Origin of the sequence: Variovorax sp. RA8 (genome assembly GCF_901827175.1) — a bacterium.
Classification (GTDB): Bacteria; Pseudomonadota; Gammaproteobacteria; order Burkholderiales; family Burkholderiaceae_C; genus Variovorax.
Window position 1 is genome coordinate 3,318,950 of record NZ_LR594662.1, and the last position, 12,668, is coordinate 3,331,617.

Genomic DNA, 12,668 nt, shown 5'->3' on the forward strand with positions numbered 1-12,668 from the left:
CCCATGATAATTCAGCGATGACCCCAGTCGTTCTGAATGGCGTAACAGCCCTTTCTCACCTCGGCGTGATCCGCGCCGAGGGCCCCGAAGCCGCCGACTTCCTCAATGGCCAACTGACGCAGGACTTCGCCCTCCTCGGTCCGACCGAAGCGCGCCTTGCCGCGCTGTGCACGGCCAAGGGCCGCATGATCGCGAGCTTCATCGGCATCAGGCCGCAGCCCGACCGGGTGCTGCTGGTCATCGGCCGCGACATCCTTGCGGCCACGCTCAAGCGCCTGTCGATGTTCGTGCTGCGGGCCAAGCTCAAGCTCAGCGATGCCAGCGAGGAGTTCATGCTCCACGGCCTGGCGGGCACGGCGCTCGCGGCCAACGGCGTCGGCGCGGATGCGCCGCCCGGGCGCTGCTGCCAGGCCGGCGATGTCAACGTGGTCTCGCTCTATCCCTCGGACGGCGTGCCGCGCGCACTGCGCATCGCGCCCGTGGGCAGCACCGAGCCCGAGGGCCCCGCGCTCGACCCGGCGCTGTGGCAATGGAGCGAGGTGCGCAGCGGTATCGTGACCGTGAGCGAGCCGATCGTCGAAGCCTTCGTGCCGCAGATGCTCAACTACGAATCGGTGGGCGGCGTGAACTTCAAGAAGGGCTGCTACCCCGGCCAGGAGGTGGTGGCGCGCAGCCAGTTCCGCGGCACCCTCAAGCGCCGGACCTACCTGGTGCAGGCGCCGGCCGCGGTGGCCGCGGGCCAGGAGGTCTTTGCCGCCAACGATCCCGAGCAGCCGGTCGGCACGGTCGCGCAGGCGGCCCCGGCGCCCGGCGGCGGATGGGCCGCGCTGGTCTCCATGCAGATCGCGGCGCTCAGTGCGGGCGGCCTGCGCGCCGGCAGCGCCGAGGGACCCGCCCTCAGCGTCGAGCCCCTGCCCTACCCGCTGCTCGAAGACATCTGAGGCGCGGGCCCAGGCCGCCGCCGCTCAACAGCAGCGCCCCTTGCCACCGCCGTAGCGCGCCTCCAGGCGCTCGCGAAAAAACGCCTCGTAGCTCATCGGCGCCGCGTCGGGATGCGTGCGCGCCATGTGGCTGAGGTAGGCGTCGTAGTCCGGCAGGCCCACCATCAGCCGCAGCGATTGCGCCAGCGAGCGCGTCAGGTAGCGCCCGGCCTCGGGCAGCGATCGCATCAGGCCGCCTGCGCCTGCGCCGGCATCGGCTCGAAGGGCGTCTCGTGCGCAGTGGGCCTGTTCGAGGCGCGCGCCGCGAGTGCGCTGCGCACGCTGTAGAACAGCACGCTCAGCACCACGAAGATGAAGAGCCCGCAGAGCGCGGCGTCGAGCCGGTCGTTGAAGACGATGCGTGCCATCGCCTCGGGCGTCTTGGCCGGCGCGAGCAGCACGCCCTTCTCGATCGCGTCCGCGTACTTCGCCGCGTGCGACAGGAAGCCCACCTTCGGGTCTGCCGAGAAGATCTTCTGCCAGCCCGCCGTCAGCGTGCACGCCAGCAGCCAGACGGCCGGCGCGATCGCCACCCAGGCGTAGCGCTCGCGCTTCATCCGGAACAGCACCACCACGCCCAGCATCAGCGCCACCGCGGCCAGCATCTGGTTGGAGATGCCGAACAGCGGCCACAGCGTGTTGATGCCGCCCAGCGGATCGACCACCCCCTGGTACAGGAAATAGCCCCAGGCCGCGACGCACAGGAAGGTGGCGATCAGGTTGGCGACGGCCGAGTCGGTGCGCTTCAGCGCCGGAACGAAGCTGCCCAGCAGGTCCTGCAGCATGAAGCGTCCGGCGCGCGTGCCGGCGTCGACCGCGGTCAGGATGAACAGCGCCTCGAACAAGATCGCGAAGTGGTACCAGAAGGCCATCATGGCCGGCCCGCCGATGGCCTGGTGCAGGATGTGCGCCATGCCCACGGCGAGCGTCGGCGCGCCGCCGGCACGGCCGAGGATGGTGCTCTCGCCCACGTCCTTGGCGGTCTGCACCAGCATCTCGGGCGTGACCACGAAGCCCCAGCTCGAGATGGTCTGCGCCACCGCGGCCGGCGTGTTGCCGACCAGCGCGGCCGGGCTGTTCATCGCGAAGTACACGCCCGGCTCGATGCAGGCCGCCGCCACCAGCGCCATCACCGCCACGAAGGACTCCGCCAGCATGCCGCCGTAGCCGATGAAGCGCGCATGGCGCTCGTTGTCCAGCATCTTCGGCGTGGTGCCCGAGGAGATCAGCGCATGGAATCCCGAGACCGCCCCGCAGGCGATGGTGATGAACAGGAAGGGAAAGAGACTGCCCGACCACACCGGCCCGTTGCCCTGCGCGAACTGCGTGACCGCCGGCATCTGCAGCGTCGGCGCGACGAACACGATGCCGATCGCCAGCGCGACGATGGTGCCGATCTTCAGGAAGGTCGAGAGGTAGTCGCGCGGCGCCAGCAGCAGCCACACCGGCAGGCTCGCGGCGATGAAGCCGTAGCCGATCAGCATCCAGGTCAGGGCCTTGCCGTCGAAGGTGAAGAGCGGCGCCCAGTCCGGGTTCTGCGCCACCGCCTGGCCGCCGAAGATGGCCAGCATCAGCAGCACGAAGCCGATCACCGAGACCTCGCCGATGCGCCCCGGCCGGATGTATCGCAGGTACACGCCCATGAAGACCGCGACCGGAATCGTCGCAGCGACGGTGAAGGTGCCCCAGGGCGATTCGGCCAGCGCCTTCACCACGATCAGCGCCAGCACCGCGAGGATGATGATCATGATCATGAAGGTGCCGAACAGCGCGATCAGCCCCGGCACGGTGCCCATTTCCTGCTTGACCAGGTCGCCCAGCGAGCGCCCGTCGCGCCGGGTCGAGATGAAGAGCACGATGAAGTCCTGCACCGCGCCGGCGAAGACCACGCCGGCCACGATCCACAGCAGCCCCGGCAGGTAGCCCATCTGCGCCGCCAGCACCGGCCCGACCAGCGGACCGGCCCCTGCGATGGCCGCGAAATGGTGGCCGAAGAGCACGTTCTTGTCGGTGGGCACATAGTCCAGCCCGTCGTTGTGCCGGTGGGCGGGTGTCATGCGCTTGCCGTCGAGCCCGAGGACCCGGTCGGCGATGAAGAGGCTGTAGTAGCGGTAGGCGATCAGGTAGCAGCAGATGGCTGCGACCACGACCCACAGGGCACTGATGGCCTCGCCGCGGGCCAGCGCCACGATGCCCAGGGAAAAGGCGCCGGCCACGGCCACGGCAAGCCACACCAAGTGGCGGCGGATGCTGTGCATGCGGATGTCTCCAGAGGTTGAACCCCGGCGAGTGTCCTGATTCACCGGGCTGCAGGCATCCGTCGCACCGCGTGGGTGGGCTGCGTGGTGTTGCCTAAGGGATAACCCTGAAGCGTTTTGTCCTGATGCTCATCCGGCACTATTCCACGGGCGGGCGGGGCGTCTCGCAAGACGAGTAGCTATTGGTCGGTGAATATGGAACTGACTCCAATCGGGGGCAACTCAATGGTGAACTCTCCCACCGGGGCTGCTCCGTCTCCGATGATGGATGCGGCTCGCCGTCACATGCATGCAGCGGTCGCAGCGCCCTTGCGCGCAGCCCACGGAGCGCCTGCAACCATTTCAATCATGAACCCGTCCACGTTCAACCCTCCGCCTCGCCGCTCAACTTCGAGTCTTTTCAAAAGCCCCGCAGAATCCTTGCAAACCGCACACTTTCCCGATTCAGCACCGCTTCGTGAATGGGCAAGCAGCGAGCACGTGACGCCGGAGGCGAACGCCGCACGATGGGAAGTCGTGCGCAGGCTCGAAAGCGCTGTCAAGTCTCCCACGAGCGAGTTGGATCTGCGTAGTTGCGACCCGCAGGCATGCATGGACCTGCCAGCCTCTGTGGTGCGCGCCCATGCCCTGAAGTGCACGACATCGGAGCCGCCGACGAGCCGGTTGACGCTTCCTTCAGGACTCAAGAACATCCCAGTGTGGATCGTCGAACTCAAATCGACGCTCAAGCAGGTCACGGCGCACGATTTCGCCGGCGGCGAACAGGCCTTGCGCGCCAATTTGAAATTTCTTTCGTGGACGGATTCAGACGTGAGCTGGGATTGGTCGGCCGGGGAAACCGGGGACTCTGCACAAGTCCCGGACACTCGCGAAATGGAACACCGGCTCGATGTGCCGGCTGTCCAGTCCGACAACGCGCTTCGTTCGATTTATCGTCCCTTCGTTGGCGAATTAGATGAAGGTGCGAAGGCAGGGCTCAAACGTTTCATGGACAAAGTAAAAGAAGCTTCGCCGTTTGACCCGAAGACCGGTGTCGACTACGACTTGGGAGGGTTCAAGTTGGTTCGCTCGCACTGTGGCAAGCTCGAGCTGTCGAAGCTTTCGACTCCGCCCTATGTTCAAAGTCATTTTGATCCTGACTCCCCAGACGCGACAGGTTTGTCGAAGGCGATTGAGGTGTTTGACACGCTCTTCTCGGATGTTCATGTCGCCGTTTGGCAAGCGATGTCCGAATGCGGCTATGTTGATTACTTCACAGGCAACGCCGCGCAGCTCATAGACGGCCCCTGGGACATCCTGGTCAATATCAATCCCTATTTCAGCCGCAATCCGTTGCAGATATCAGCTCACAAAGACACGGTAGGAGAGAACATGTTCTTGATCCTCTTGTACTGCAATGACGGAATGGGTATCGAGTATCAACTGAGGCAGAAGAATCCACCAGGCTATCTGCAATTCATGGGGCAGCATTTGCCTGAGGTCTTCGTCGACGACGTGAAAGGGATCCTCAAGGAGCCGGGCGACGGCACCGCGTACGTGGACAGGGTCAGGCACGGGACCTTCATCGGGGGCTGCGACGAGACGATGGTTCACTCGACCCCGTTCGTTCATCACCGAGGCGCATTTATGCTGAAATCGGTCTTCAAATCGATGGACGAGGCACTCGAACTCTGCTTTGGTGCTTGCACTCAGGAAGAATATTCCGGACATGTGCTGCCGACTGTCAACAAGGTGCTGGAACAACTGAAAGAACTGACGTCTTACGATGACTGCGTCGATCGTGGCGAACTTGAACGGCTTTTGCGCGTTGCCGGGTTTACTGCCCCCGATGCGGCGAAGCTCGTCGAAACGCTGGCACCCAGGATGCGCACCAAAGATCCCTTCGACGGAACGGCCAGTGTGGGAATTCCCGGGTTCGATGAGATCAAAGTGCCGCGCGGCAAAAAGCTTCATCGACAAATGAGCGACTACCTTGACGCAGGAACAGCGGTTCGCAACACAGGACCTCGTGACTACATGAGAGTCTGGATCATGGCGCGACCAAAACAAGAGTGAACGATCGCTACTTTCGCCCCAGAGCTCGCAGCGGGCCGCCCTACCCGCTTGAGTTTTTCCCGAACTGACGGGCGTGCTCCACCGCATACTTGATCAGCTCCGCCTGCCCCTCGATACCCAGCCGCCGCTTGATGCTCTGCCGGTGGGCTTCGACGGTGCGCACGCTCAGCCCGAGGTCGCGCGCGATCTGCTTGCTCGATTCGCCGCGGCCCAGTGCCGACAGGATCTCGCTCTCGCGCGGCGTGAGCAGCGGCCGGGGCGCCTGGTTGCGGAACAGCCGCTGCGACACCGCCGGGCTCAGGAAAGTGCCGCCCGCGGCTGCCGCCTCGATGGCGGCCACGATCTCGGCCGCCGGCGCGTCCTTGAGCACATAGCCGCGCGCGCCGGCCGCCAGCGCCTGCTGCACGTACTCGGGGTTGTCGTACATGCTGAGCATCACCACGCGCACCGCGGGCGCAAGCCCCTGCAGCCGCGCGGCCAGCTCGATGCCGTTCATGTCCTTCATGCCGACGTCGGCCAGCACCAGCTGCGGCTGCAGGCGCTCGATCGCCGCCAGCGCCTCCGCCGCGCTGCCAGCCTCGCCCACGATCTCGATGCCGGGCAGCGGATCGAGGCGCGCATGCAGGCCGTCGCGCACCAGCGGATGGTCGTCGACCAGGAACACGCGGATCGGCTGCGTCGTCGTCATGCCGCCTCCAGGCTCTTCGATGGGACGAAGGCGACGATGGCGGTCCCCTTGCTGCCCGAGTGCAGGTCGAGCCGCCCGCCGATGGCCGCGATGCGCTCGCGCATGTTGCGCAGTCCGATACCCCGGTGCGGATCGAGCTGCGTGGACGCCAGGTCGAAGCCGACGCCGTCGTCGCTCACCTCCAGCCGCACGCCGCGCCGCTCGAAGAACAGCGCGATGCGCACCTGCCGCGCCCGTGCGTGCTTGCGCACGTTGGTCAGCGCCTCCTGGGTCACGCGGAAGAGCGCGGTCTTGACCTCCTCCGGGAGCTCGCGCGGCGCCCCCTGCACCGCGACCGCGGCGGCCACCTCGCCCTCCTCGCCGAACTCCGCACCCAGCCGCTCCAGCGCGGCCGGCAGGCCCAGCTGGTCCAGCAGCGCCGGCCGCAGCCGGTGGGAGATGCGCCGCACCTCGGCGAGCGATTCGTTGAGCCGTACCAGCGCCCTCCCCAGCACCGCCGGCGCGGGCTGATGCGCCCGCTCCAGCGTATCCACCGCGGATTCCACCAGCAGCTTGGTCGACACCAGCGTCTGGCTGGTGCCGTCGTGCAGCTCGCGCGCGAGCCGGCCGCGCTCCTCCTCCTGCGACTGCACCACCTGGCGCGCCAGCAGGCGCAGCTTGGCCTCGGCCACCCGGTGCTCGCTGAGATTGAGCAGCAGCCCGCCGGCGCTCACCGCCGCCAGGCACAGCGCCGCGATAGCTGCGATCCACAGCATGGTGGTGGCGACGTTGAGATTCATCTGGCGGTCCAGGGTCTGCATGGCTGCCTGGATGTCGTCCAGGTACAGGCCGGTGCCGACCATCCAGTTCCATCGCGGCAGCGCGGTCACGTAGCCCAACTTGGGCGCGGTCTGCGAGCTCGAGGGCTTGCGCCACTCGTACTCGACGAAGCCGCCGCCGTCGCGGGCCCGTGCGATCAGCTCCTGGATGGTGAAGCGCCCGCGTGAGTCGCGCAGCTCCCACAGCTTCTGGTTCACCAGCTCGGGCTGGCGCGAGTGCATCAGCGAGCGCCCCTGCAGATCGTAGACGAAGAAATAGCCGTCGTTGCCGTAGTCGAGCGCGGCCAGCCGGTGCAGCGCCTCGGTGCGCGTGGCCTCGTCGTCGCGGCCTGTGTCGTACAGCGGCTGCACCACGCTGACCGCTAGCGCCACGTAGCTGCGCAGCTCGCTGCGGCGCTGGTTCATGTACGTCTCTTCGATCAGCGCGCGCTCGCGCGTCGCCAGGTCGCGCTCCTGGTGGCGCACGGCCAGCGCGACCAGTACCAGCGCGACCAGCAGCGGCGCGACGGCCAGCGCGACGATCTTGAGGCGGAGGTTCATGGGGCGTGGCGGCCCGAGCACCGGGCGCTCAGAGCGCGCGGCGCATCTCGACGTGCGCGATGCCCGCCTCCTCGAAGGGCTCGCCGTGCGGCGCGTAGCCGAGGCGCGCGTAGAAGGCTTCGGCGCTGCGCTGCGCGTGCAGCGTCACCTCGCGATCGCCGCGTGCCTTGGCGGCTTCTTCGAGCGCGCGCAGCACCGCCGCGCCATGGCCGCCGCCGCGCAGCACGCGGTGCACCGCCATCCGGCCGATGCGGCCCTGGCCCGTCGCGCCCGGCACCAGCCGGCCGGTCGCGATCACCTGGCCCAGCCGATTGCGCGCTACCGCATGCACGGCGCTCTCGTCGTGCTCGTCCCACTCCAGTTCCTTGGGAATGCGCTGCTCCTCGATGAAGACGCTGCGGCGCACCGCGCCGGCGCCCTCGCCGAGCTCGGCCCAACTGCCGGTGCGGACTTCGGCGAGGGCTTCGCCAGCCTCGTAGGCCGTGAAGATCTCGCGCAGCGGCGCCGGCACCGGCTTCGAGGTCTGCGTGGCCGGATCGGCGAACACGTAGACCAGCTCGCACCCGACCAGGAAATCGTCGCCCCGGAACAGCCCACCATGGAAGACGATGGAGGAGTTGCCCACGCGCACGCATTTCATGGCGACATCCAGCACGTCGTCCACCCGCGCCGAGGCCTGGAAGTCGATGGTGGCCTTGCGCACGTAGAGATCACCGCCCAGCGCGTGCATCGCCTCCTCGTAGGGCAGCGCCAGCGCGCGCCAGTAGTCGGCAATCGCGGTGTCGAAGTACATCAGATAGTGGGCGTTGAAGACGATCTTCTGCATGTCCACCTCGGCCCAGCGCACGCGCAGGCGGTGGAAGAAGCGGTAGTCGGTTCGGCGGGTGTTCTCGGTCATGGTTGCAAGGCTTCCTTCAAGGCGCGCGCCGCATCGGCCTGGGCCTGCAGCGCTTCGGGGATGGCGCGGCCCATTTTGACGAACTCGTGGATCACGCCGCGGTAAATTTCCAGGTCCACCGGCACGCCCGCGGCGCGCAGCTTGTCGGCATAGGCGATGCCCTCGTCGACCACCGGATCGCACTCGGCCAGGCCGATCCAGGCGGGCGCGACGCCTTCCACGTCTTCGGCGTTGAGCGGGGCGAAGCGCCAGTCGTCCCGCTCGGCCGGGCTGTGGAGGTACTGGGCGAAGAACCAGGTGATGAGCTGCTCGTCCAGCAGCGGGCCATCCGCCAAGCGGCGGTGCGAGGGCGTGTCCTGATGCGCGGTGGTGCCCGGGTAGAAGAGCATCTGCAAGGCTATCGGCAGGCCCGCGTCGCGCGCCAGGATGGCGCACACCGCTGCCAGCGTGCCGCCTGCGCTGTCGCCGCCCAGTGCCAGGCGGCTACCGTCCAGGCCCAGTTCGGCCGCGCTCTGCGCAACGAACTGCACGGCATCCCACGCGTCGTTCGAGGCGGTCGGAAACTTGTACTCGGGCGCGAGGCGGTAGTCCACCGACACGACGGCGCAGCCGCTTTTCTCGCTCAGCACGCGGCACAGCGTATCGTGGGTGGCGATGCTGCCGACGGTGAAGCCGCCGCCGTGGAAGAACAGCAGCACCGGCAGCACGGCACGCGAAGGGGCATAGAGCCGGGCCGGCAGAGGATGGCCATCGCGCGCGGGAATCGCGAAGTCCTCGACGTGCCCCAGCTGCGGCCTGGGCACCTCGAGCACACCGGCGCCCTTCTCGTACGCGGCCCTGGCCTGGGCGGGTGTCAACGTGTGGTAAGGCGCCTGGCGGGCGCGCGCCATGCGCTCGACCACGCCGGCCATCTTGGCGGTGAGCGGCGGGGCGAGGGTTTGGGTCATGGGCAAGACAGGCGGCACTTGTTAAATTGGAAGGCCCGAATCGTAGCCTCCACCTCCAAACGCCCCATGGCCCTCATCCAATACCTGACCCAGATCCAGTTCGACTTCGGCGCCATCCAGCTGCTGCGCAGCGAATGCGATCGCATCGGCATCGCCCGGCCCCTGATCGTCACCGACGCCGGCGTGCGCGCCGCCGGCATCCTGCAGAAGGCGCTGGACGCGCTCGGCGGCCTGCCGGCCGCGGTGTTCGACCAGACTCCCTCCAACCCCACCGAGGCCGCCGTGCGCGCCGCCGCGGCGATCTACCGCGACGAGCGCTGCGACGGCCTGGTCGCCGTCGGCGGCGGCTCGGCCATCGACTGCGCCAAGGGCGTGGCGATCGCGGCCACGCACGAGGGGCCGCTCAAGACCTACGCCACCATCGAAGGCGGCTCGCCGAAGATCACCGAGCGCGTGGCGCCGCTGATCGCCGTGCCCACCACCAGCGGCACTGGCAGCGAGGTGGCGCGCGGTGCCATCGTGATCGTGGACGACCACCGCAAGCTCGGCTTCCACAGCTGGTTCCTGATGCCCAAGGCCGCGATCTGCGATCCGGAGCTCACCGTGGGCCTGCCGCCGCGGCTCACGGCTGCGACCGGCATGGATGCCATCGCGCACTGCATGGAGACCTTCATGTCGGCCGCCTTCAACCCGCCGGCCGACGGCATCGCGCTCGACGGGCTGCAGCGCGCGTGGAACTACATCGAGCGCGCCACCAAGGATGGCAGCGACCGCGAGGCGCGCCTCAACCTCATGAGCGCCTCGATGCAAGGCGCGATGGCATTCCAGAAGGGATTGGGCTGCGTTCACTCGCTGAGCCATAGCCTGGGCGGCATCGACCCGCGCCTGCATCACGGCACGCTGAACGCCCTCTTCCTGCCGGCCGTGATCCGCTTCAACGCGGGCGCGGAATCGGTGCAGAAGGAGCAGCGCCTGCAACGGATGGCGCAGGCCATGAACCTCGACTCGCCGGGCGACCTGTCAGTGGCGATTCGCGACATGAATGCGCGCCTGGCCTTGCCAAAGGGGCTCGCAGAGGTGGGCGTGACCGAGGCGATGTTCGAGCCCATCATCGACGGTGCGATGGCCGACCACTGCCACAAGACCAACCCGCGGCTGGCGACCCGCGAGGACTACCGGGCCATGCTCGAAGCCTCGATGTAATCGGCCAGCGCCAGCGGCGGAAGCCTTGCCCATCAGATTTGTCCTTCGAGTGCACGTTCTGCAGTGACTGCGCCGTGAGCCTATCGCTTCTCGACTCATTCCGGCTGGATCCCCGCCTCCTTGACCACCTTGCCCCATTTGACGAGGTCGGACTTGATCAGCGCGGCGTACTCCTGCGGCGTGCCGCCCTGGATCTCTATGCCGGCGGCCTCCAGCTTGGTCCGTACATCGGGCAGCTTCAGCGCCGCGTTGATTTCGGCATTGAGCTTGGCGATGATCGCCTTGGGTGTGCCGGCCGGCGCGAGGAAACCGCCGTTCGTATTGGCATCGTAGCCCTTGAATCCCTGTTCGTCCGCGGTGGGCACGTCCGGCAGGGACCTTGTCCGTTTGCGCGTCGACACTGCAACCGCCCGCGCATTGCCGGCCTTCACCTGCGGCAGGATGGCGCTGATGGAGTCGATGTAGAGCGCGGTACGTCCGGCCAGCAGGTCCGGGTGCGCGGCGGATGAGCCCTTGTAGGGGACCAGCAGCATCTGCGCGCCGCTCGCCATGCGGAACATCTCGGCCGCCATTTCCTGCGCACTGCCGCGGCCGGAGGTGGCGACCTTGGCCTCATCCGGGTGGGCCTTCATCCATGCCACGAACTCGGGCAGCGTCTTGGCGGGAAGCTGCGGGTAGATGGCGAACACCAGCGGAACCTCGTGCGTGTAGACGATGGGCTCGAAGCTCTTCTCCGGATCCCAGCCGAGGTTCTTGAACAGGAACTTGTTGGTGTTGTGGCTGCCACCCACGATGCCGATCGTGTAGCCATCAGGCACCGACTTGGCGAGGACGTCCGTGCCGAGGTTGTTGGACGCGCCGGGTCTGTTGTCGACGATCACCGGTTGACCCATCGACACCGCAAGCTTGTCTCCGACGACCCGGGCAATCATGTCGATCGCGCCGCCCGGTGGGGCGGGCACGATGATCTTTATGGCGCGGGTCGGGTAAGCCGCCTCGGCCGATGACACGGTCGGTACGGCGGCCAGGGACGCCGAGACCGCAAGGATCTTGATCAGGGATATGGGCTGCATGGAGGTCTCCTCTTCAGGGTGGTTCTGTCGTCTTGAAAGGCCGGCTTGTCGATGCCGGCGGGGAACTGCAATCGGCTCAGGCGCGCCCGTGTGTCGACCTGGCCCCAGGGGTAGTTGCGGCCGATGCAGAACACGCGACCGACCGGGAACACCGCCGTTGCGCGTTTCACCCGTAAAGTGGTCTGCGTTACCGGCGGGATCACGAAGTCCGTCATGGCTTCGCTCACTCGACCGTGATGTTGCGGCTGCGGATGACCTGCGCGTAGCGGGCCCGGTCGTCGGCGATCAGCTTGGCGAACTCCTGCGGGAAGGTGGCGCGCGGCACGCCGCCCAGGCCCACGAAGCGCGCCTTGACCGCTTCGTCGGTCATCACCGCGCGCAGGTCAGCGGCGATCTTGTCCACGACCTCCCGCGGCGTGCCCGAAGGCGCCAGCAGGCCGATCCAGGAGATCGCGTTGAAGCCGGGGAGCACGCCCTCCGCCAGCGTGGGGACTTCTGGAAACGCCGCAACGCGCTTGTCGCCGGTCACGCCGAGCGCGCGCAGCTTGCCCGCCTTGATGTGGCCGGAGGCCTCCAGGACTGTCATGAACGACAGCTGCACATGGCCCGCGAGCAGATCGGCGATGGCCGGACCACCGCCGCGGTAGGGCACATGCAGGATGAAGGTACCGGTCTGGTCCTTGAACATCTCGGCCGCCAGGTGCGGCGCGCCGCCGGCGCCCGAACTGCTGTAGCTCATCTGGCCCGGCCTGGACTTGGCCAGCGCCACGAAGTCGGCCGCCGTCTTCGCCGGGATCGACGGATTGACCATCATCGCCAACGGCAGCTCGGCAACCAGGGAAACCGGGGCGAAGGCCTTGTCGGCGTCGTAGGGCAGCTTCGGGTACAGCAAGGGATTGATCGCCTGCGTTCCGATGTTGCCCAGCAGCAGCGTGTAGCCATCCGGCTTGGACTTGGCGACGAAGTCGGCACCGATCTGTCCGGCGGCACCGCCCCTGTTCTCCACGACGACAGGTTGGCCCCAGCGCCGGCTCAATTGCTCGGCGATGACGCGGCCGCCGGTGTCGGTCCCGCCACCCGGCGGGAACGGCACCACCAGCGTCACGGGGCGGGCGGGAAAGGTCTGCGCGAAGGCGGGCGCGTGGATGGCGCAGAGGGCAATGGCGAAGGGGATCGCAAGGCTTCGAATGAACAAGGTCGTGTCTCCG

The 12,668-nt window shown here is 67.4% G+C and carries 12 protein-coding genes; 3 read left to right on the forward strand and 9 right to left on the reverse strand.

Going from position 1 to position 12,668, the window contains the following annotated elements; genetic code table 11:
• The first annotated feature begins 17 nt into the window (after nucleotides 1-17).
• Nucleotides 18-941 (forward strand): CAF17-like 4Fe-4S cluster assembly/insertion protein YgfZ, encoded by a 924-nt coding sequence (ygfZ, locus tag E5P3_RS15530; RefSeq protein WP_162586790.1) that lies wholly within the window; start codon nucleotides 18-20, stop codon nucleotides 939-941.
• 24 nt (nucleotides 942-965) lie between these two features.
• Here the strand turns inward: ygfZ and E5P3_RS15535 are convergent, their stop codons facing one another.
• Nucleotides 966-1,169 carry a YbdD/YjiX family protein gene (locus E5P3_RS15535; RefSeq protein ID WP_174263072.1) on the reverse strand — a complete coding sequence of 68 codons (204 nt, stop codon included), beginning with the start codon at nucleotides 1,167-1,169 and terminating at the stop codon, nucleotides 966-968.
• On the reverse strand, nucleotides 1,169-3,238 hold the full coding sequence (locus E5P3_RS15540; RefSeq protein WP_162586791.1) for a carbon starvation CstA family protein: 2,070 nt from the start codon (nucleotides 3,236-3,238) through the stop codon (nucleotides 1,169-1,171). Before E5P3_RS15540 ends, E5P3_RS15535 begins: the two co-directional genes overlap by 1 nt.
• A gap of 348 nt (nucleotides 3,239-3,586) precedes the next feature.
• On the opposite strand from E5P3_RS15540, the gene E5P3_RS15545 reads away from it, so the two are divergent.
• On the forward strand, nucleotides 3,587-5,293 hold the full coding sequence (locus tag E5P3_RS15545) for a hypothetical protein (RefSeq protein ID WP_162586792.1): 1,707 nt from the start codon (nucleotides 3,587-3,589) through the stop codon (nucleotides 5,291-5,293).
• Nucleotides 5,294-5,333: 40 nt separating this feature from the next.
• Here E5P3_RS15545 and E5P3_RS15550 read toward each other — a convergent pair whose 3' ends face one another.
• Genes E5P3_RS15550 through E5P3_RS15565 form a run of 4 tightly spaced genes read right to left on the reverse strand, consistent with a single transcriptional unit; the run spans nucleotide 5,334 to nucleotide 9,184 of the window.
• Nucleotides 5,334-5,981, reverse strand: coding sequence for a response regulator transcription factor (locus E5P3_RS15550; RefSeq protein WP_162586793.1), 648 nt, complete (start codon nucleotides 5,979-5,981; stop codon nucleotides 5,334-5,336).
• Complete coding sequence (locus tag E5P3_RS15555; protein WP_162586794.1) at nucleotides 5,978-7,339, reverse strand: cache domain-containing protein; 1,362 nt, start codon at nucleotides 7,337-7,339, stop codon at nucleotides 5,978-5,980. The genes E5P3_RS15550 and E5P3_RS15555 overlap by 4 nt, the downstream gene beginning before the upstream one ends.
• A 28-nt stretch (nucleotides 7,340-7,367) precedes the next feature.
• On the reverse strand, nucleotides 7,368-8,237 hold the full coding sequence (locus tag E5P3_RS15560; RefSeq protein WP_162586795.1) for a YbgC/FadM family acyl-CoA thioesterase: 870 nt from the start codon (nucleotides 8,235-8,237) through the stop codon (nucleotides 7,368-7,370).
• Entirely contained in the window at nucleotides 8,234-9,184 is a 951-nt protein-coding gene (locus tag E5P3_RS15565) for an alpha/beta hydrolase (protein ID WP_232073148.1), read from the reverse strand. Before E5P3_RS15565 ends, E5P3_RS15560 begins: the two co-directional genes overlap by 4 nt.
• A 66-nt stretch (nucleotides 9,185-9,250) precedes the next feature.
• On the opposite strand from E5P3_RS15565, the gene E5P3_RS15570 reads away from it, so the two are divergent.
• Nucleotides 9,251-10,387 (forward strand): iron-containing alcohol dehydrogenase, encoded by a 1,137-nt coding sequence (locus E5P3_RS15570; RefSeq protein ID WP_162586796.1) that lies wholly within the window; start codon nucleotides 9,251-9,253, stop codon nucleotides 10,385-10,387.
• Between the two features lie 95 nt (nucleotides 10,388-10,482).
• Here E5P3_RS15570 and E5P3_RS15575 read toward each other — a convergent pair whose 3' ends face one another.
• Genes E5P3_RS15575 through E5P3_RS15585 form a run of 3 tightly spaced genes read right to left on the reverse strand, consistent with a single transcriptional unit; the run spans nucleotide 10,483 to nucleotide 12,655 of the window.
• Nucleotides 10,483-11,460, reverse strand: coding sequence for a Bug family tripartite tricarboxylate transporter substrate binding protein (locus E5P3_RS15575; RefSeq protein WP_162586797.1), 978 nt, complete (start codon nucleotides 11,458-11,460; stop codon nucleotides 10,483-10,485).
• On the reverse strand, nucleotides 11,442-11,675 hold the full coding sequence (locus E5P3_RS15580; protein WP_162586798.1) for a hypothetical protein: 234 nt from the start codon (nucleotides 11,673-11,675) through the stop codon (nucleotides 11,442-11,444). Before E5P3_RS15580 ends, E5P3_RS15575 begins: the two co-directional genes overlap by 19 nt.
• 8 nt (nucleotides 11,676-11,683) lie before the next feature.
• Nucleotides 11,684-12,655 carry a Bug family tripartite tricarboxylate transporter substrate binding protein gene (locus tag E5P3_RS15585; RefSeq protein ID WP_162586799.1) on the reverse strand — a complete coding sequence of 324 codons (972 nt, stop codon included), beginning with the start codon at nucleotides 12,653-12,655 and terminating at the stop codon, nucleotides 11,684-11,686.
• Nucleotides 12,656-12,668: the final 13 nt, after the last annotated feature.